At 71.4% G+C, this 18,984-nt stretch carries 21 protein-coding genes; 13 read left to right on the forward strand and 8 right to left on the reverse strand.

Going from position 1 to position 18,984, the window contains the following annotated elements; all coding sequences use genetic code 11:
* The first annotated feature begins 77 nt into the window (after positions 1–77).
* The 8 genes from ACILR4_RS03220 to ACILR4_RS03255 all read left to right on the forward strand — a co-directional run bounded on the left by ACILR4_RS03220 (position 78) and on the right by ACILR4_RS03255 (position 7,352).
* Complete coding sequence (locus ACILR4_RS03220; RefSeq protein WP_395699381.1) at positions 78–749, forward strand: hypothetical protein; 672 nt, start codon at positions 78–80, stop codon at positions 747–749.
* Positions 749–1,441 carry an ABC transporter ATP-binding protein gene (locus tag ACILR4_RS03225; RefSeq protein WP_395699382.1) on the forward strand — a complete coding sequence of 231 codons (693 nt, stop codon included), beginning with the start codon at positions 749–751 and terminating at the stop codon, positions 1,439–1,441. Before ACILR4_RS03220 ends, ACILR4_RS03225 begins: the two co-directional genes overlap by 1 nt.
* Entirely contained in the window at positions 1,438–2,646 is a 1,209-nt protein-coding gene (locus tag ACILR4_RS03230) for an ABC transporter permease (RefSeq protein WP_395699383.1), read from the forward strand. Before ACILR4_RS03225 ends, ACILR4_RS03230 begins: the two co-directional genes overlap by 4 nt.
* Positions 2,647–2,656: 10 nt before the next feature.
* Positions 2,657–3,394 (forward strand): outer membrane lipoprotein-sorting protein, encoded by a 738-nt coding sequence (locus ACILR4_RS03235; protein WP_395699384.1) that lies wholly within the window; start codon positions 2,657–2,659, stop codon positions 3,392–3,394.
* 3 nt (positions 3,395–3,397) lie between these two features.
* Positions 3,398–4,723 carry a hypothetical protein gene (locus ACILR4_RS03240; protein WP_395699385.1) on the forward strand — a complete coding sequence of 442 codons (1,326 nt, stop codon included), beginning with the start codon at positions 3,398–3,400 and terminating at the stop codon, positions 4,721–4,723.
* Between the two features lie 119 nt (positions 4,724–4,842).
* Positions 4,843–5,358 carry a DUF6622 family protein gene (locus tag ACILR4_RS03245; RefSeq protein WP_395699386.1) on the forward strand — a complete coding sequence of 172 codons (516 nt, stop codon included), beginning with the start codon at positions 4,843–4,845 and terminating at the stop codon, positions 5,356–5,358.
* A 57-nt stretch (positions 5,359–5,415) separates the two neighbouring features.
* Positions 5,416–6,537 carry a sensor histidine kinase gene (locus tag ACILR4_RS03250; RefSeq protein WP_395699387.1) on the forward strand — a complete coding sequence of 374 codons (1,122 nt, stop codon included), beginning with the start codon at positions 5,416–5,418 and terminating at the stop codon, positions 6,535–6,537.
* 2 nt (positions 6,538–6,539) lie between these two features.
* Positions 6,540–7,352, forward strand: a complete 813-nt coding sequence (locus ACILR4_RS03255) for a LytR/AlgR family response regulator transcription factor (RefSeq protein WP_395699388.1) — start codon at positions 6,540–6,542, stop codon at positions 7,350–7,352.
* On the opposite strand, the gene ACILR4_RS03260 is transcribed toward ACILR4_RS03255, so the two are convergent.
* Positions 7,339–8,565: a hypothetical protein gene (locus ACILR4_RS03260; RefSeq protein WP_395699389.1), complete on the reverse strand. Its 1,227-nt coding sequence runs from the start codon at positions 8,563–8,565 to the stop codon at positions 7,339–7,341. The genes ACILR4_RS03255 and ACILR4_RS03260 overlap by 14 nt on opposite strands.
* A gap of 79 nt (positions 8,566–8,644) precedes the next feature.
* On the opposite strand from ACILR4_RS03260, the gene ACILR4_RS03265 reads away from it, so the two are divergent.
* Entirely contained in the window at positions 8,645–10,426 is a 1,782-nt protein-coding gene (locus ACILR4_RS03265) for a glutamine--tRNA ligase/YqeY domain fusion protein (RefSeq protein ID WP_395699390.1), read from the forward strand.
* Between the two features lie 17 nt (positions 10,427–10,443).
* Here ACILR4_RS03265 and ACILR4_RS03270 read toward each other — a convergent pair whose 3' ends face one another.
* The 5 genes from ACILR4_RS03270 to ACILR4_RS03290 all read right to left on the reverse strand — a co-directional run bounded on the left by ACILR4_RS03270 (position 10,444) and on the right by ACILR4_RS03290 (position 14,412).
* Positions 10,444–10,839, reverse strand: a complete 396-nt coding sequence (locus tag ACILR4_RS03270; RefSeq protein ID WP_395699391.1) for a PIN domain-containing protein — start codon at positions 10,837–10,839, stop codon at positions 10,444–10,446.
* Positions 10,836–11,099 (reverse strand): AbrB/MazE/SpoVT family DNA-binding domain-containing protein, encoded by a 264-nt coding sequence (locus ACILR4_RS03275; RefSeq protein WP_395699392.1) that lies wholly within the window; start codon positions 11,097–11,099, stop codon positions 10,836–10,838. The genes ACILR4_RS03270 and ACILR4_RS03275 overlap by 4 nt, the downstream gene beginning before the upstream one ends.
* A gap of 105 nt (positions 11,100–11,204) precedes the next feature.
* A complete protein-coding gene (locus tag ACILR4_RS03280; RefSeq protein WP_395699393.1) occupies positions 11,205–12,497 on the reverse strand; it encodes an NAD(P)/FAD-dependent oxidoreductase in 1,293 nt (430 codons plus the stop codon).
* Entirely contained in the window at positions 12,494–13,276 is a 783-nt protein-coding gene (locus ACILR4_RS03285; RefSeq protein WP_395699394.1) for a LytR/AlgR family response regulator transcription factor, read from the reverse strand. The genes ACILR4_RS03280 and ACILR4_RS03285 overlap by 4 nt, the downstream gene beginning before the upstream one ends.
* The gene (locus ACILR4_RS03290; RefSeq protein WP_395699395.1) at positions 13,273–14,412 is read right to left on the reverse strand and encodes a sensor histidine kinase; all 1,140 of its coding nucleotides are present in this window, start codon (positions 14,410–14,412) and stop codon (positions 13,273–13,275) included. The genes ACILR4_RS03285 and ACILR4_RS03290 overlap by 4 nt, the downstream gene beginning before the upstream one ends.
* Positions 14,413–14,459: 47 nt before the next feature.
* On the opposite strand from ACILR4_RS03290, the gene ACILR4_RS03295 reads away from it, so the two are divergent.
* Positions 14,460–14,861 carry a DUF1761 domain-containing protein gene (locus tag ACILR4_RS03295; protein WP_395699396.1) on the forward strand — a complete coding sequence of 134 codons (402 nt, stop codon included), beginning with the start codon at positions 14,460–14,462 and terminating at the stop codon, positions 14,859–14,861.
* On the opposite strand, the gene ACILR4_RS03300 is transcribed toward ACILR4_RS03295, so the two are convergent.
* The gene (locus ACILR4_RS03300; protein WP_395699397.1) at positions 14,807–15,805 is read right to left on the reverse strand and encodes a tRNA dihydrouridine synthase; all 999 of its coding nucleotides are present in this window, start codon (positions 15,803–15,805) and stop codon (positions 14,807–14,809) included. The two genes, ACILR4_RS03295 and ACILR4_RS03300, sit on opposite strands and share 55 nt — an antisense overlap.
* Before the next feature lie 108 nt (positions 15,806–15,913).
* Here ACILR4_RS03300 and ACILR4_RS03305 point away from each other — a divergent pair, with 108 nt between their 5' ends.
* The 3 genes from ACILR4_RS03305 (at position 15,914) to ACILR4_RS03315 (ending at position 18,708) form a co-directional block, all read left to right on the forward strand.
* A complete protein-coding gene (locus ACILR4_RS03305; RefSeq protein WP_395699398.1) occupies positions 15,914–16,528 on the forward strand; it encodes a DUF1415 domain-containing protein in 615 nt (204 codons plus the stop codon).
* A gap of 26 nt (positions 16,529–16,554) precedes the next feature.
* Positions 16,555–18,204, forward strand: coding sequence for a wax ester/triacylglycerol synthase family O-acyltransferase (locus tag ACILR4_RS03310; RefSeq protein WP_395699399.1), 1,650 nt, complete (start codon positions 16,555–16,557; stop codon positions 18,202–18,204).
* 96 nt (positions 18,205–18,300) lie between these two features.
* On the forward strand, positions 18,301–18,708 hold the full coding sequence (locus ACILR4_RS03315) for a hypothetical protein (RefSeq protein WP_395699400.1): 408 nt from the start codon (positions 18,301–18,303) through the stop codon (positions 18,706–18,708).
* On the opposite strand, the gene ACILR4_RS03320 is transcribed toward ACILR4_RS03315, so the two are convergent.
* Complete coding sequence (locus ACILR4_RS03320; RefSeq protein WP_395699401.1) at positions 18,705–18,983, reverse strand: DUF2164 domain-containing protein; 279 nt, start codon at positions 18,981–18,983, stop codon at positions 18,705–18,707. The two genes, ACILR4_RS03315 and ACILR4_RS03320, sit on opposite strands and share 4 nt — an antisense overlap.
* Position 18,984: the final 1 nt, after the last annotated feature.

The following is an 18,984-nucleotide window of genomic DNA, read 5'->3' on the forward strand; positions in this document are numbered from 1 at the left end:
ATTTCGTCGCGCCGCTGCGGCGCGAAACCGGCCCGCTGAAGAGACTGCGTGCACTTCGCCACCGAGGAGCACGCACCATGCACACCCCCCCCACCACCCAGCCGGCCCGGCTGATGCTGTCCGCCCTGCTGCTGTCTGCAGCCCTGGCGGGCGCGACCCTCGCGCCACCCGCCCATGCCGCCGCCGACGCAGCGGCCTTCAGCGCCGCCACCGGCGAATTCATCAAGGCCGTCGACGGCAACGACAGCGCGGTGGAGGCCGCCGCCCAGCAGCTGGGCAAGCTCTCGCAGGCCGAGCCGCAGGACCCGGTGCTGCGCGCCTATGCCGGCGCGGCCACGGCGATGAAGGCCCGCACCACGCTGCTGCCGTGGAAGAAGATGGGGGCTGCCGAAGACGGCCTGGCGCTGATCGACAAGGCCCTGGCCCAGCTGACGCCCGCGCACGACGCACCGCTGTACCGCGGCACGCCGGCCAGCCTGGAGACGCGCTTCGTCGCCGCCGGCACCTTCCTGGCCCTGCCCTCGATGTTCAACCGCCACGAGCGCGGCGCCAAGCTGCTGGACGAGGTGCTGAAGAGCCCGCTGTTCGACGCCGCGCCGGTCGGCTTCAAGGCCAGCGTGTGGCTGCGCGCCGGGCTCGAGGCGCAGAAGTCCCAGCGCAGCGACGAAGCCCGCCAGTGGCTGCAGAAGGCGGCCGCCAGCGGTGCGCCGCAGGCCGCCGCGGCGCAAGCCAAGCTGAAGGCGCTGTGATGATGGCGACCCGCCCCACCGCCAGCCCGGTACTGGCGCTCGACGGCGTGCGCAAGACCTACCGGCTCGGCACGCACGTGGTCCCCGCGCTGCAAGGCGTGGACCTGCAGCTGCAGCCCGGCGAGATGCTGGCGCTGACCGGCCCCTCGGGCAGCGGCAAGAGCACGATCCTGAACCTGGCCGGCCTGATCGACAGTGCCGATGCCGGCCAGATCCTGCTGCGCGGCCAGGACGTCACGCAGCTGGACACCGCCAGCGCCACGCTGCTGCGCCGCGATGCCATCGGCTTCGTGTTCCAGAGCTTCAACCTGGTGCCGGTGATGACGGTGGCCGAGAACGTCGACTACCCGTTGTTCCTGGCCGGCGTGCCGGCGGCCGAACGCCAGCAGCGCGTGGCCGCGATGCTCGAAGCCGTGGGCCTGCACGAGCATGCCCAGCACCGGCCCGATGCGCTCTCCGGCGGCCAGCGCCAACGCGTGGCGATTGCCCGTGCGCTGGTCAAGCGGCCGGCTTTGGTGATTGCCGACGAGCCCACCGCCAGCCTCGACTCGCACACCGCCGACCAGGTGCTGGACCTGATGCGCGAACAGGGCCACGGCCATGGCGCCGCCTTTCTGGTGGCGACCCACGATGCGCGCCTGCTCGGCCGCTGCGACCGTGCCATTGCACTGCTTGACGGGAAGATCCAATGAAGTGGCTCAAGTTCGCGTGGCTCAACACGCTGCGCAACCGCCGACGCTCGGCGGTGACGGCGACCATCGCGGCGCTGGGGACCGCGGCCATCTTGCTGGCCGGCGGCTTCGCGCTGTTCACCTACCAGGCGCTGGCGCAATCGTCGGCGCGCACGACGGGGCACCTGATCGTCGGCAAGCCGGCACAGTTCGAGCGCGACGAAGACACGCCGCTGCAGCACGGCCTGGACGATGTCGACGCGCTGAAGGCCAAGCTGATGGCCGACGACGCGGTACGCCAGGTGCTGCCGCGGGTGGAGTTCTCGGGTCTCATCAGCAACGGCGAGAAGTCCACCGTGATGCTGGCCGCCGGCATCGACCCCGACGCCGAATTCGCGGTGAAAGGCCCGTTCCTCACCATCAAGTCCGGCAAGGTGCTGCCGGGCGGCGAACGCAACAACATCATGCTCGGCGAAGGCCTGGCCCGCAGCCTGAAGGCCGCCCCGGGCAGCAGCCTCACGCTGCTGGCCAGCACCACCGAGGGCGCGTTGAACGCGGTGGACGTCACCGTGGTCGGCGTGTTCTCCACCGGCATTGCCGACATCGACAAGCGCCTGGTCTACATCGACGTGCAGAGCGCGCAGAAGCTGCTGGTGACGCAGCGGGTCTCGACCCTGGGCGTGTTCCTCGACCGCATGGACTCGACACCCGCCGCGCAGGCCCGCATCCAGGCGCTGCTGCCGCAGCTGGCGGTGCAGACCTGGCTCGACCAGGCCACCTTCTACCGCAGCGTGAAGGAGCTCTACAACCGCATCTTTGGCGCGTTGGGACTGATCATCGGCGTGATCGTCGTCTTCGTCGTCACCAACGCGATGGCAATGGCGATCATCGAACGCACGCGGGAGATCGGCACCCTGCGCGCGCTGGGCACGCTGCCTGGCCAGCTGGTGCGCAGCTTCGCGCTCGAAGGCCTGCTGCTCGGCGGCAGCGGTGCGCTGGCAGGTGCGCTGCTGTCGGTGGCGGTGTCGGTGGCGCTGCTGGTGTTCCCGGTGATGATGCCGCCGCCGCCCGGCCGCAGCGTGGGCTACCCGCTGCAGGTGGCCATCGACCCGGCGCTGTACGCCGGCACCCTGGTGGCAATGCTCGCACTGGCCACGCTGGCCTCGGCGCTGGTGGCGCGCACCACCGTCCACAAGCCGGTGGTCGACGCGCTGGCGCATGTCTGAAGGACCTCTCATGAAGACCCAACTGACGCTGCTGGCGCTGGCCGCCGGCACGCTGGCGGCCCGTGCCGCCGACGACGTGACCCCGCTGCTGAAGGCCGCGGACCGCTACCGCACCGGTGCCGACAACCTGCAGGTCGAGACCCAGGTCAGCGTGCTGAACCGCGACGGCACGCCGGACAAGGAGCGCCGCTACACCGTGTTCTCGCAGGCCCAGCACAAGTCGCTGGTGCTGATGCGCTCGCCGGCCGAAGCCGGCCAGAAGGTGCTGATGCTCGGCGACGACTTCTGGCTGCTGCTGCCCGGCAGCCAGCGGCCGCTGCGCATCACGCCGACGCAGAAGCTGCTGGGCGACGCCTCCACCGGCGACATCGCGACGATGAGCTGGGCCGAGGACTACACCGGCACCGTGGTCGGCGAAGAGAAGTGCGAGGCGCAGAGCTGTGTGCACCTGAGCCTGCAGGCAGCGCGCAAGGGCCTGTCGTACCAGCGCATCGAGCTGTGGATCGGCAAGGCGCGGCAGGAGCCGCTGAAGGCCGAGCTCTACGTGCAATCGGACAAGCTGGCCAAGCTGGCGAGCTTCGTGTTCGACAAGCCGGCCGCGCCGACAGTGGTGACCGAGATGGTGCTGGTGGACAAGCTCAGCACGCACAAGGAAACCCGCGTGCGCTACCTCTCGCGCCAGGGCAGGCAGGTGCCCGAGACTTGGCTGAACCCGATGTTCCTGGCCCGCAACCCGGCGCTGGAGTAGGCCATGGCGCACCTTGTCCGACGGCCGCGCGGGCGCGCCGTCGCCGCGGCCTGCGCGTTGCTGACCGGCGGCCTGCTGGCCCAGGCCGCCGCCTGCGCGGCCGAGGCCGGCACGGCCGACGCCAACGGCCCCGACATCGAACTGCGTGGCTACGCCACAGGCCGCTCATCTTCTGCACTAGGCGCGCTGGCCGCCGCCAATCAGCGCCAGCCCGGCATCGCGGCGCCGGCGGTCGACAGCTTCAGCGCCGAGGCCGAACTGCGGCACACGCTGCGCGCGAAGACGGCCGGCACGCCGCTGTCGCTGAGCACCGACCTGCTCGCGGCGCAAGAGCAGGCCGCCGGCAGCGCGCCCTCGCGCAGCACGCTGCGTGCCAACGAGCTCTACGGCTCGGCCGACCTCGGCGCCTGGCAGCTCTCGGCGGGCAAGAAGGTGGTCGGCTGGGATGTGGGCTACGGCTTCCGGCCCAACGACTTCGTGCAGCAGGAGACCCGCCGCACCCTGTTGTCGCTGACGCCCGAAGGCCGGCCGCTGCTGCAGCTGGAGCGCTTCGGCAGCGAGGACGCGCTGTCGCTGGTGTGGGTGAACCCCGAGCGCTGGCAGCGCAGCGCCGATGCCACGCGCGGTGCGGCCGAAAGCGCCTTCGCCTTGCGTGGCTACCGCCGCTTCGGCGCGCTGGATGCGTTCGCCTTCGCCCGCCATGGCGCGCACACCGGCAACAGCCTGGGCGCGGCGCTGGCCTGGGTGGCCACCGACGAACTGGAGCTGCATGCCTCGGCGCGCTGGCTGCAGCGTCACGACGGCTGGCAGCTCGCCTCCGGCGCGGGCGACGGCCTGCAGCGCAGCGACCCCTGGCAGCAGGCCACGCGCGGCGCGGCCGCGCAATGGCTGCTGGGCGCCAGCTGGACCGGCCTGCAGCAGCAGAGCCTGATGGTCGAGTACTGGCACGACGGCAGCGCGCTGCCGGACCGCGAGTGGGACCGCTGGCAGCAGCGCAACGCCGCGCTGGCCACGCTGCCGGCCGCGGTGCCGGCAGCGGCGGTGGCCGCCAACCTGGCCTGGCAGGGCACGCCCTTCGGCGCGCAGAGCCTGCGCCAGGACAACCTGTTCATCCGCCTGGCCTGGCAGCCCGAGCACTGGACGGTGTCGCTCGATGCGCTGATCACGCCGGCCGACCGCGGCCGCATCGTGACCGCGTCCGCGCAATGGCAGGGCGACCGCTGGCGCTTCAACGCCGCCTGGCGCGTGAACAGCGGCCCGGCCGATGGGCTGCTGGTGCAGCTGCCGGTCCGCCGCAGCCTGCTGCTGGCGGCCACGCGCTCGTTTTGACGGCGCCGGCGGCCGTTTCACGACCACTGTCGTCGTTTCGTCGCCAAGCCCTCGTGCCGCGGACCGATGACGCCGAACATCCCGTCATCGACCTCCAACCACGCCACGGGAGCTTCACCATGGGATACGCCCTCGAACAAATCGTCAGCCACACCCCGCTCTGGGTCTGGGGCCTGCTGGCCGGCCTGATCGCGCTGGGCCTGCGCCAGGCGCGCGACCATGTGCTGCGCCGCGGCGCGCTGCTGGTGCTGCCGCTGGTGCTGGCCACGATGTCGCTGGCCGGTGCCAGCAACGCCTTCGGCCTGCTGCCCGGAGTGGTGCTGGCCTGGCTGACCGGCCTGGCTGCCGGCGCTGTGGCCTTCACGCTGCTGAAGCTGCCGCTGCGCGCGCAGACGCTGCCCGACGGCCGTTTCGCGGTGGGCGGCAGCTGGCTGCCGATGGTGCTGCTGATCGGCGTGTTCCTGCTGCGCTACGCGGTGTCCGCCTCGCTGGCGATGCACCCGGCGCTGGCCCATGCCACCGGTTTCGCGCTGGGTGCCAGCCTGCTGTACGGCGGGGTGGCCGGCCTGTTCGCCAGACGCGCCTGGCGCATCCTGGCCCAGGCACCGCGGGCGGCGGTGGTGCTGACCGCCTGAACCCGGGGCCACGCTTCGCCCGCCCCGGCAGGCTGCACGAGAATGTCTCCCCATCCGATGCTGCCCGCCCTGCCCACCGCCCCGCCCCGGCCGCGCCGCAGCTTCCTGCAGCGCGGGCTGATCAACCAGTGCATCTGCCTGGGCATCTCGGTGCCGTTCTGGCTGCTGTCCCACCGCGGCAGTGCGTACTGGATGACGCTGACGTACTCGATGGTGATCGGCAACCTGATCTGGCTGTTCATCGACGGCAGCCGGCAGCTCACGATCAGGCTGCTCGGCGACAAGGCCGCCAACAAGGGCCAGTGGCCCGGCTGGGGCTCGATGGGCCTGACCATCGTGCTGGGCTCGCTGGCGGGCTACCAGCTGGGCACCATGCTGGTCGACCGGCTGCTCGGGCTGCGATCGGCCAGCATCTTCGACGCGGTGACACCGGGCGTCGTCACGCTGCTGGTGGCCGGCTCGATGACCTACTTCTTCTGGTCGCGCGAACGCCTGCATGCCGAGATGGCCGCCGCCGAGGCGGCGCGCCGGCTGGCGCTGGAAAACCAGCTCAAGCTGCTGGAATCGCAGCTCGAGCCGCACATGCTGTTCAACACGCTGGCCAACCTGCGGGTGCTGATCGGCCTGGACCCGCCGCGCGCGCAAGCCATGCTGGACCGGCTGATCGCCTTCCTGCGCGCCACCCTGAACGGCTCGCGCAACGGCAGCCACACCTTGCGCGCCGAGTTCGACCGCCTGGCCGACTACCTGGCGCTGATGGCGGTGCGCATGGGCCCGCGGCTGACCGTGCAGTTCGACCTGCCGGACGATCTGCGCGAACGGCTGGTGCCGCCGTTGCTGCTGCAGCCGCTGGTCGAGAACGCCATCAAGCATGGCCTGGAGCCAAAGGTCGAGGGCGGCCGCATCGAGGTGCGTGCCGAGCGCGATGCCGGCCGCCTGCGCCTGACGGTGCGCGACACCGGCATCGGCCTGGCCCAGGCGGCGGCGCTAACGCCGAATGCCGATGGCAGCGGCTACGGCACCAGCCATGTGCGCGAGCGCCTGGCCGCGCTGTTCGGCGAGCAGGCACGCTTCGAGCTCGCCGGCGCCTCGGGCCCCGAAGGCGGCACGCTGGCCACCTTGCTGCTGCCGCTGCCGCCCACGGCCGCCGCCCCTGCTTCCTCCGCCACCGCCACCTAGCCATGCCCACCGCGCTGATAGCCGAAGACGAACCGCTGCTGGCCGCCGGCCTGCAGGCCGAGCTGACCCGCCTGTGGCCCGAGCTGCAGGTCATCGCCCAGGTCTGCGACGGCTGCAGCGCACTGGCCCAGACGCTGCAGCAGCGGCCGGACATCGGCTTCTTCGACATCCGCATGCCCGGCATGACCGGGCTCGAAGCCGCGCAGGCGCTGGCCGAAGACTGGCCCGAGGGGACACCCTTCCCGCTGCTGGTCTTCGTCACCGCCTACGACCAGTACGCGGTGCAGGCCTTCGAGGCACAGGCGGTGGACTACCTGGTGAAGCCGGTGGACGGCGCGCGGCTCGCGGCCTGCATCGAGCGGCTGAAGAAGCGCCTGGCCGATCGCGCGGCGCCGGCCGCCGCAGGCGCCGCGCTGGACCAGACCTTGAACCAGTTGCGCGCGCTGCTCGGCGCCGGTGGCGCCAGCCCGGCACCGGCCGCCGCGCTGCCGCGGCTGGAGGTGATCCAGGCCAGCGTCGGCAACCTGGTGCACATGGTGCCGGTGGACGAGGTGCTGTACTTCGAGGCCGCCGACAAGTACCTGCGCGTGGTGACCGCCGAGCGCGAGCACCTGATCCGCCTGTCGCTGCGCGAGCTGCTGCCGCAGCTGGACCCGCAGAAGTTCTGGCAGGTGCACCGCAGCCTGGTGGTGCGCGCCAGCGCGATCACCACCGCGCTGCGCGACGAATCCGGCAAGGTGTATCTGACGCTGCGCGGCCGGCCCGAGCGGCTGACCGCGAGCCGCCTCTACGCGCACCTGTTCAAGGGCATGTAGGGGCGGATCCGGCCGCCGACGGGCCGGTTCGCCGCAGGATCAGCCACAGGCCACCGGCCACCACGGCAAAGCCGGCGGCCGGCAGCCAGGCCCAGCCGGCGGCGACCGCCGGCGACGGGGCCAGCCCGGCCGCCAGCGCCATGCGCGTCAACGCCGCGGCGGCCAGCAGGGCATTCAGGGCGCCACTGAGCTGGCCTTCGCGGCCCACATGGCCGAACGCCAGCGCGCTGCTGAAGGCGCTGGTCAGCAGTCCGGCCCAGCAGGCCCCGGCCAGCGCCAGCGTCGCGCCCAGCGTCGGCAGGCCGTCGGCCAGGCCGCTGGCACCCGCCGCCAGCGCGGCACCGGCCGCGCCGACGGCCATCACCGGCAGCCCGCCCCAGCGCCGGGTGGCCAGGCTGGCCGGCAGCAGCGCCAGGTTGAAGCCGCCCCAGAACAACGGCATCAGCCAGGGCAGCTGGCTGGGCGGCGCCTGGCGCAGGTACAGCGGCGCCTGCACGATGTTGGCCTGCAGCTGGAACGCACAGGCGGCCAGCAGCGCGGCCAGCAGGAATCCGGGGATCGCGGTGACGGGCCGCACCGGCGTGCTGCGCAGCACCGCCGGGGCCGACAACGCCGGCGCCCCGGCCCGCGCCAATGCGCGCTCGGCTGCCACCATGCCCAGGGTCACCGCCGCCAGCGCCAGCGAGGACAGCACGAACGGTCCGCGCGGGTCCAGCCCCTTCAGCTGCAGGCCCAGGTAGGGCGCGAAGGCCGCGGCCAGGCCGTTGCCCAGCATCAGCAGCCCCACCATCAGCGGCTGAGCCGGCTTCGCGACGTAGCGGCCCAGCAAGGTCAGCGGCGGCGCGCGCAGCAGCGACGAGGTGGCCGCCCAGACGATCGTCAACCCCAGCAGCACGAGCGGCGAAGCGCCCGGCGCGGCGAACGGCAGGGCCACGAAGGTCAGCATCGAGGCCAGCGTGGCCGCAACGACCCCAGCGCCCAGCTTGCCGAGCAGCCGCACCGCGCGGTCACTGGCAAGGCCCACGGCGAGGTCGCAGGCGATGAAGATCAGCTGGTCGGCCATCAAGAGCCACGGCACCACGCTGCGCGGCAGGCCCGCGCTCTCGGCCAGTTGCGGCAGGTAGATCACGTAGACCACCCAGGTCAGCGCGAACAGCAGCTGCACCACCGCCAGGTACAAGCCGATCGCAAGCGGGACGCGCGGGCTGCTCATCGTGGGCGGCAATATAGCCGGGCCCACCCCTCCTAGAATCGGTCCCTTCGACGCACTTGCGATGCCAGCCGGCCCCACGATGTCCGCCCCCACAAAGCCCGAGAGCCCCAAGCCCGCCAACTTCCTGCGCACGCTGATCGAGCGCGAGCAGCAGGAGGGCGTGTACGCGCAGCGGCGCTGGGGCGGTACGCCGGGCGATGGCGCGCACCATGCCGCCGGCGGCCCCGATCCCGCCAAGGTGCGGCTGCGCTTCCCGCCCGAGCCCAACGGCTACCTGCACATCGGCCATGCCAAGAGCATCTGCCTGAACTTCGGGCTGGCGCGCGATTTCGGCGGCGTCTGCCACCTGCGCTTCGACGACACCAACCCCGAGAAGGAGGAGCAGGAATACGTCGACGCCATCGTCGAGATGGTGCACTGGCTGGGCTGGAGCTGGGACGTCAACGGCACCAGCCACCTGTACTACGCCAGCAACTACTTCGACTTCATGTACCGCGCCGCCGAGTACCTGATCGGCGCCGGCCTGGCCTATGTCGACGAGCAGAGCGCCGAGCAGATGCGCGCCAACCGCGGCGACTTCACCACGCCGGGCACCGACAGCCCCTATCGCGCCAGGTCAGCGGCCGAGAACCTGGCGCGCTTCCGCGAGATGCGCGACGGCCAGCATGCCGACGGCGCGATGGTGCTGCGCGCGAAGATCGACATGGCCTCGCCGAACATCAACCTGCGCGACCCGGCGCTCTACCGCATCAAGCGCGCGCACCACCACAACACCGGCGACAAGTGGTGCATCTACCCGATGTACACCTACGCGCACCCGATCGAGGACGCGCTGGAGAACATCACCCACAGCATCTGCACGCTCGAGTTCGAGGACCAGCGCCCGTTCTACGACTGGCTGCTGAACGCGCTGGCCGACGGCGGCCTGCTGCAGCGCCCGCTGCCCAAGCAGCACGAGTTCGGGCGCCTGAACCTCACCTACGTGATCACCAGCAAGCGCAAGCTCAAGGCGCTGGTGGACGAGAAGATCGTCGGCGGCTGGGACGACCCGCGCATGCCCACGCTGGCCGGCATGCGCCGCCGCGGCTACACGCCCGAGGCGGTGCGCAAGATGGCCGAGGACACCGGCGCCAGCAAGACCAACATCTGGGTCGACTACAGCGTGCTCGACATCGCGCTGCGCGACGACCTGGAAGGCAAGGCGCCGCGCGCGATGGCGGTGATCGACCCGCTGAAGTTGAAGCTCACGAACTGGGACACGCTGTTCGGCGCCGGCCATCGCGAGCCCTGCCAGGCCCCGGCGCACCCGCACCTGCCCGAGCTCGGCACCCGCCAGTTCAGCCTGGGCCCCGAGGTGTGGATCGAGCGCGACGACTTCGCCGAAGCGCCGCCCAAGGGCTTCTTCCGGCTGTTCCCCGGCAACAAGGTGCGGCTGAAGTACGGCATGGTCGTCGAATGCACCGGCTGCGAGAAGGACGCCGAGGGCCGCGTCACATCCGTGCTAGCGAGCGTCGTGCCCGACACCAAGAGCGGCACGCCCGGCGCCGATGCGGTGAAGGTCAAGGGCACCATCACCTGGGTCGGCGTGCACGAGGCCGTGCCGGTGGAACTGCGCCTGTACGACCGCCTGTTCAGCCAGCCGCAGCCCGACGCCGGCGACCGCGACTTCCGCGAGGCGCTGAACCCAGCGAGCATGACGGTGGTGCAGGGCTACGTCGAACCCGCGCTCGCCGCGCTGCCGGCCGAGCACCGCGTGCAGTTCGAGCGCCACGGCTACTTCATCACCGACCGCAAGGACCACCGGGCCGAGGCACCGGTGTTCAACCGCATCACCGGGCTGAAGGACAGCTGGGCGAAGTAGCGCAGTCTTGCCAGGTGCTACAGCAACTTGACGCCCGGTAGCGCCTTCATCCCGCGGTCGACGGTGAACACCGCCTCGCAGCCCGCCAGCGCGGCCTTGGCGCTGAGCAGGCAGTCGGCGAAGTCGGCGGGACCACGCTCGTAGCTGTCGATCGCCAGGGCCACGGCTCGCGGCGATTCCAGCGCCACGGTGGCATGGCCTGCCAATGCACGCAGCGCGGTCACCAGATCGACGCGCGGCCGTTGATAGGCGCGCGCCAGCGTCCAGACGAGTTCCACCAGCACCGTGTCGGCCACCCAGATCGGCGCATCGCCCTCTGCCTGGGCGTCAAACAGGCGACGCGCCTTGCTGGCCTGGGCCACATCGTCATTGACGAGCAGGCGCACCAGCACGTTGGTGTCGACCGCGATCACCGCGACTTCTTCCCGGCCCGGCCCTTGACCGACTGGCTCACTGCCTCGTCCATCTGCGCCAGGCTGCGCGCCGGCTCGCCAGGCCTGGCCAGCAGGCCAAACAGGCTGACGGCGCCCTTGGCCAGCATGCGAACCCGAAGCGCGCCATCGGCCTCCACTTCGAAGGCCAGGCGCGAGCCGGGCACGATGCCGAGCTGGTCGCGCAGTTGCTTCGGCAGGGTCACCTGGCCCTTGTCACTGACGGTGGCGATGGTCGACATGAAGAAGCGCTCCGAATCAATGCCACCATCATACAAATTTCCACCGATTGGAATTGCCGACTGATTTCAGAATTCTTTGGGCTCCTCGGAACGGGCGACGCAGGCCTACAGCGCCTTGAACCAGTCCCGGGTCTCGTACCAACTGTAGGTCGCCTGCGCCGCCGCCAGCCCGAGCGGGCCAAAGGTGCGCGGCAGGCCGTAGCGGCGGAAGCCTTCGGGCAGCGGCTGGCGCTGGGCGATGGCCGCTGCCAGGGCCTCACCGGCCACCGTGGTGGGCGCCACGCCATGGCCGCCGAAGCTCAGGCCGTACCAGACGCCGGCCAGTTCGCCCTGTTGCAGGCGGCCGATCTGCGGCATCTTGTGGCGCGCGTAGCTCATCATGCCGCTCCACGCGAACGCGACCTTCACGCCGCCCAGCGACGGGTAGACCCGCAGCAGGTCCCGCTTGAGGAACTGGGCGATGTCCTCGGGCCGGCGGTCGCGCACATGGATGCGGCCGCCCCACAGCAGCCGGGTGTCGGGCAGCACGCGGTAGTAGTCGAACGCGAAGCGGGTGTCGTAGATCGCCGCGCGGCTGGGGATCAGCGCGTCGCGCTGCGCGCCCAGCGGCTCGGTGGCCATCACGTAGGTGGCGATCGGCAGCATCGCGCGCTCGATGTCCGGCACCAGGCCGCGCAGGTAGCCGCCGCCGGCCACCACCACATGGCGCGCGGCGACGCTGCCCGCGGCCGTGTGCACGCGCCAGCCCGCGCCCTCGCGCACGATGCGCGTGACCGGGGAGACCTCGTGCAGCCGGCCGCCGCGCTGGCGCAGCAGCTGCGCCTCCCCCAGCGCGTACTTCAGCGGATGAAAATGGAAGGCATCGGGCTCGAGCAGCGCGCCGAAGTAGCGGTCCGAGCGCACATGCGCGTCGAGCTCGGCCTTGCGCAGCAGCTGCCACTGCACGCCGAAGTGATCGGCCATCAGGCGCTGCTGGCGCGTGAGCACGGCCTCGTCGTCGAACCAGTTCGCCAGCAGCGCGCCGCCTTCGACGATGTCGCAATCGATCGCGTGCTCGCGGATGCGCCGCCGGATCAGGTCGACGGCGCCGCGGGTCAGCGCGTAGCTTGCGCGCGCGCGCTCCGGGCCCAGCTGGGCCAGCAGGTCGGCGCAGTCCAGGCTGTAGCCGCCGAACACGAAGCCGCCGTTGCGGCCCGAGGCGCCGAAGCCCACGCGCTGGGCTTCCAGCACATGAACGTCGGCCAGGCCGCGGTCCTGCAGGCCCAGTGCGGTGGCCAGTCCGGCGAAGCCGGCGCCGACGATGCACACCTCGGCCTCGTGCCGGCCCTGCAGCGGCTCGGCCGGCGGCCGCGGGGCGATCGTCGCTTCGTAGTAGCTCGGTGGCATCGCTGTCGTCATCGTTGAATCCACTCGCGGAACGCCCGGGCGCGCTCCTGGCTCACCAGCACCTCGGCCTCGGGCGCCGGTTGCAGCTGCAGCTTCAGCTGGCCCTTGCCGTGCGGCCGGAAGGCCTGGATGGCGTCCAGCGCCACCAGGAACTGGCGGTTGGCGCGGAAGAAGCGCTGCGGGTCGAGCGCGGCTTCCAGCTCGGCCAGGGTCTCGTCGGCCAGCAGGCGCTCGCCGCCGCGGGTGACCACGAAGGCCAGCTTGTCGATCGAGGTGCACCAGGCCACGTCATCGCAGCGCACGCTGGCGAAGGCCGCGCCGCGGCGCAGCACCAGGCGCTGGCGCCAGGCGCTGCGCAGCGGCGCCTGCAGCTGCAGGGTGGCCAGCAGGCCGCCCAGGTCGCCGGTGAAGTGGCGGCGTAACGCGTCATAACGCGCCAAGGCAGCGTCCAGGTCCCGGTCGCTCACCGGCTTCAGCAGGTAGTCGATCGCATGGCACTTGAAGGCGTCGAGCACGAAGGCGTCGTGCGCGGTGGTGAAGATCACCGGCACACCCGGGGCGGGGTCACCGACCCCGGTGTCGAACAGCGCCAGCGACAGGCCGTCGCCCAGCTGGATGTCCAGCAGCATCAGGTCCGGCGCCGGATGCGCGGCCAGCCAGGCACGCGCAGCCTGCACCGAGGCCGCCGTGCCGACCACGCGCGCCGCGGGCGCGACGCGCTGCAGCGCCTCCAGCAGCCGCGCCAGGGCCGGCGGCTCGTCCTCGGCGATGAACAGGCGCAAGCCGCTCATCCGCTCACCGGCACCGTCACGGCAAAGCGCGCGCCATCCTGCTCGATGCGCAGGCCGCGTCCGCACACCAGCTTGCAGCGTTCATCCAGGTTCGCCAGGCCGACGCCGGCCGAAGCGGCCGGGCCCAGGCGCGGCCGGCGGCGGTTGTGCACCCGCAGCCCGTCGGCCACCGCTTCGATGCGCACCTGCAGCGGTGTGTCGGCCGACACCGCGTTGTGCTTCACCGCGTTCTCCACCAGCACCTGCAAGGCCAGCGGCACGATCAGCGCCTCGGCCGGCAGCGCCTCGTCGGCCGGCCACTGCAGCTGCACCGCGTCGCTGCCGAAGCGCAGCGCCAGCAGCCGGGCGTATTGGCGCACGAATTGCAGCTCGTCCTGCAGCGGCACCTGCTCGCGCCGGCCGTTCACCAGCACGTAGCGATAGACCTCGGCCAGGCAGTCGCAGAACTCGCGCGCCTGCGGGCCGTCGTGGGCGATCAGGTGGCCCAGCGTGTTGAGGCCGTTGAACAGGAAGTGCGGATCGATCTGCGCCTTCAGCGCCGCCAGCTCGGCCTGCGCGCGGCTGCGTTCGAGCTGGGCCAGGTGCAGCGCGTCGGACTCGCGCTCGCGGATCAGGAACATCGTCTCGTAGGCATGGGTCACGAAGATCACGCAGATCACGTTGGCCAGCGCCACCAGCCGGATCACGCCCCAGTCGGTCACCTGGCCGCTGGCGGCATACCAGGCCAGCAGCCAGGCCACGGTGAGCGGCGCGGTGTACAGCGTGCAGGCGGCCACCAGCATCATCAGCTTGCGCAGCGGCTGCGCAAACCAGTCCCAGTGCTCGCGCTGCTTGAACAGCAGCCAGCGGTTGCCCCACCAGATGCTGAACGAAAGCCCGACGAACCAGACCATGCCGGCCCAGAACAGGCCGCGATCGGGCGTGATGTGCGGCGGCTGCAGGCCCAGCAGGCCGCTGAACAGCGGGATCGTCAGCCCGAAGCCGGGGATGCCGAAGGCCATGATCGGGCGGTCGTCGAAGCGCGCCCCGCGCGCCGGCAAGGGGTTCGGCAGCGCCACAGCCGCGTTGGGCAGCGCCACAGCCGCGTTCGGCACGGCAGATTCCCAGTTCGGCGCCGGCGGGCTGGCGCTCTTCATGCGGGCGCCCTAGGCTGCGCACTTCGACCACCCCCGCGCAGCCCCCCATGGACTCGATGCACCTGAACCCACTGGCCATCCTGGCCGCCGCCGTGATGAGCTTCCTGATCGGCGGCGTCTGGTACTCGCCGATCCTGTTCGCCAAGCGCTGGCAACAGGCCGCCGGCCTGCGCGACGACCAGCTCAAGGGCGGCCAGGCGCGCGTCTTCGGCCTGAGCTTCGTCTGCGCGCTGGTGATGGCGGCCAACCTCGCCGCCTTTCTGGGCGCCCAGGCCACGGTGGGCTTCGGCCTGGCGGCCGGCGCGGCCGCCGGCATCGGCTGGGTCGCGATGTGCTTCGCGGTCAACGACCTGTTCGAGCGCCGGCCGCTGGCGCTGTGGCTGATCAACGCCGGCTACCACGTGGTCTCGCTCACGCTGATGGGTGGGCTGCTGGCCTGGTGGAAATGATCCTGCGGCGCTGAGCGCAGGCTCAGCAGCAGCTGCTCGACGCGCGCCGGCTCGTTGATGCAGCGCACCGCGTCGTAGAGCGCCTGCGCTTCGGCAAAGCGCCGGCGCAGCAGGTTCAGCCACTGCTTGAGCCGCCCGGCGCGGTGGCGCGGCACCACATGGCCGGCAATGCGGTGCCAGTAGTGCAGCAGCAGCGGCTCGATCTGGCGCCACGGCACCGCCGGCTGGTGCGGCGAGCGCACGGCCAGCGCCAGCCCGGGGTCGGTGACCATGCCGCGGCCCAGCATCAGCGCGTCGCAGCCCGAGGCCTCGCGGCAACGGCGTGCGTCGTCGGCCGTCCAGATCTCGCCGTTGGCCACCACCGGGATCGCCATCGACTCGCGGATGCGGGCAATCTCGTGCCAGTGCGCCGGCGGGCGGTAGCCATCGGTCTTGGTGCGGGCATGGACCACCAGCTCGCTGGCGCCGGCCGCGGCGATCGCCTGCGCGTTCTCGACCATCTTCGAGCGGTCGCGGTGCCCCAGCCGCATCTTGGCCGACACCGGCATCGCCGCCGGCACCGCGCGCCGCACCGCGGCGACGATGGCATGCACCAGCTCGGGCTCGTCCAGCAGCACCGCGCCGCCGCGGTGGCGGTTCACTGTCTTGGCCGGGCAGCCGAAGTTCAGGTCGATGCCCGCCGGCTGCAAGCGCGCCAGCGCGGCCGCGTTGTCGGCCAGCACCGCGGGGTCGGAGCCGAGCAGCTGCGCCCGCACCGGCACGCCGGCCGGCGTGCGGCTGCCGCTGAGCAGTTCGGGCATCACGCGGGTGAACACGCGGTCGGGCAGCACGCGGTCGGTGACGCGGATGAACTCGGACACGCAGCGGTCGATGCCGCCCACGCGGGTGAGCATGTCGCGCAGGCTGAAGTCGAGCAGCCCTTCCATCGGGGCAAGTAGCAACATGGGGTGGATTGTCGCGGCAGACAATGCGCGGATGAACAGCCCCCTGCTCACTTCGCTCGCTCCCCCCGAGGGGGGCTCAGTGCCCTACGGGCGGCCGGGCGGGCACTGATGGACAGCACCGAACTCGTGATCGCCCGCACCCGCGCCTGGCTGGAGGCCGCGGTGATCGGGCTCAACCTCTGCCCCTTCGCGAAGGGCGTGCACGTGAAGGGCCAGGTGGCCTGCATCGTCAGCGATGCGGTGGATGTCGAATCGCTGCAGGCCGAGCTGGCCCGCGCGCTGCTGGCGCTGGCCGCGGCCGACCCGGAGCAGACCGACACCACGCTGCTGATCCACCCGCAGGTGCTGCAGGACTTCGAGGATTTCAACCAGTTCCTCGCGGTGGCCGACGACACGCTGCAGTCGCTGGGCCTGGAGGGCGTGCTGCAGGTGGCGAGCTTCCATCCGCAGTTCCAGTTCGCCGGCACCGCGCCGGACGACGTCACCAACGCCACCAACCGCTCGCCCTACCCCACGCTGCACCTGCTGCGCGAAGACAGCATCGACCGCGCGGTCGAGGCCTTCCCCGAGGCCGAGACGATCTACGAAGCCAACATGGCGACACTGCAGCGCCTGGGGCCGGCCGGCTGGGCCGCGCTGCAGCGGCACTGGAGCGCCGAGGCCGTGGCGCCGGCCCTCAACGTTGACCCGACTGGACGCGGCGCCGCCGCCGGTGAAGACTGAGCGCCGGTCGAACACCGGAGCCTGCCTTGAAGGACCTGAAACACCTGAGCATCGTCGACGGCGCGTTCCTGCATTTCGAGTCCGCCGAGATGCCGATGCACGTGGGCAGCCTGAACCTGTTCGAACGGCCCGCCGGCTACGACGGGCACTGGTACGAGGACGTCAAGAAGCACATCACCAGCCGCCTGCACTTGGCGCCGGTGTTCACGCGCAAGCTGGCGATGATGCCCTTCGACCTGGCCAACCCGGTGTGGATCGACGACGACGACCTCGACCTCGACTACCACATGCGCTACGTGGTGCTGCCCAAGCCCGGCTCGCGCCAGCAGCTGGAAACCCTGGTGGCGCGCCTGCATTCGAGCCTGCTGGACCGCAGCCGCCCGCTGTGGGAGTTCTACGTCATCGACGGGCTCGAGAGCGGCGAGCTGGCCTTCTACGGCAAGGTGCACCATGCCGCCATCGACGGCCAGGCCGGCGTGGTGCTGGGCCAGAGCGTGTTCGACCTGACGCCCGAGCCGCGCAAGGTGAAGCCGCCGCGGCCGCGCCGCACCCAGCGCTACCAGCTGGGCGTGGCCGAACTGCTGGCCGCCGGCATCGAGAACCAGCTGAACCAGATCGTCACGCTGGCCAGGCTGCTGCCGGGCCTGGCGAAATCGGTGGCCGCGCTGGCGGTGGATGCGCTGCAGTCACGCAGCCAGTCGACGGCCGAGGGTGGGAAGAAGGGCGCGAAGAAAGGCAACGTCTTCAAGTTCGCGCCGCCCACGCCGTTCAACCATCCGATCACCAACCAGCGCTCGTTCACCGGCGTCACGCTGCCACTGGACGAGACCAAGCGCATCGGCAAGCTGCTGGGCGCCTCGGTCAACGACATGGTGCTGTGGCTGTGCAGCACGGCGCTGCGCGCGTACCTGAAGGAATCGCGCGAGCTGCCCGCGAAGACGCTGGTGGCCGGCGTGCCGATCTCGCTGCGCGAGCAGGGCGACACCAGCATGAACAACCAGGTGGCCGGCACCGTGATCGACCTCGGCACCCAGCAGTCCGATCCGATGAAGCGCCTGGCCGAGATCCTGGCCGGCACGGCCGCGATGAAGAAGCAGATCGGCACCCTGAGCGGCGTGGTGCCGACCGACTTCCCCTCGCTCGGCTCGCCCTGGCTGCTCAGCGGCCTGGCCTCGCTGTACGGCCGCTCGCGCCTGGCCGACCGGCTGCGCATCATGAACGTGGCCATCTCCAACGTGCCCGGCGCACCGGTGCCGGTGTACCTGGCCGGCGCGAAGATGACCGACTACTACCCGGTGTCGATCGTCGTGCACGGCGTGGCGCTGAACATCACCGTGCAGAGCTACATGGGCCGGCTGTGCTTCGGCCTGATCGCCTGCCGCCGCGCGGTGCCCGACATCGGCGACCTGGCCACGCACCTGCAGCAGGCCTTCGAGCAGCTGAAGGCGCTGGGCGCCTCGGTGCAGGACCCGGCGCAGGAGACTTCGCAGAAGCCCCCGCAGGCCGCGCCACAGGCTGCCCCGCAGGAGGCCGCACCGCCGGCCGCGACGACCACCGCGGCGCCCCGCCGCCGGCGGGCCCCGGCGAAGCCCCGTGCCCCCGCAGCGCCGCCGCTGGCCGTGGCCCGGAAGACCGGCGCCAAGAAGGCGCGCCGCCAGGCCGCCCGCGCGGGCTGAACCCGGCGCGGCCCGCGCGCACGCGCCCAAGCGCCCATCGCGCGAGCCAGGCTTCGCCCTCTTCACAGACCGCCGCCGCAGGCGCATGCTGCGGCCATGGCCTCGCCGCTTCGAGTTGCCGCACTGACCTGCCTGCTGGCCACGGCGCTGGTCGGCCATGCCCAGCCGCCGGATGCCGCGCTGACCGTGGAAAGCTGCGTCAGCAAGGACAGGCTGCAGCTGGCCGCCCCGGACCCCTGGGTGATGCTGGCCGAGGATGAAGCCCTCACCGTGTTCGAGCAGATGATGCAGCGCTACCCGGTGCTGCAGCGCGACGGCCTGGTGCCCAGCCGCATCGCCCTCTGGCGCCGGCCCGACAGCGGCGCCTGGCTCTACGTCACCTTGCTCGAAGATCCTTCGCGCAGCGGCGAGATGTGCTTCACGGCCACCGTCGTCGCACGGCCGCTGGCGATCACCGCGTCACTGCTGCGCAAGTATTTCGACGTCGCGACCGCGGCCCGCTAGCGGCGCGGCTTGGCGCGCGCCGCGTCGAACTTGCGCCAATACTGGAACTCGTCCTCGTGCACCTCGATGTCGATCTCGGCCACGCGCGCCTGCAGCCGTTCCTGCACCTCGGCAACGGCGGCGTTGTAGATCGAGGGCCCGACCTCTTCGATGAAGAAGTTCAGCAGCGCGCCGGCGGCGATGTTGCCGATCGGCTCGTCGAAGTTCTCGCTGAAGTAGCGCTCGATCGAGCGCAGCGCTTCGGCGCGGGATTCCTTGGTGAGCGTGATCGGCATG

Origin of the sequence: Aquabacterium sp., from assembly GCF_044226965.1 — a bacterium.
Lineage (GTDB): Bacteria > Pseudomonadota > Gammaproteobacteria > Burkholderiales > Burkholderiaceae_C > Pseudaquabacterium.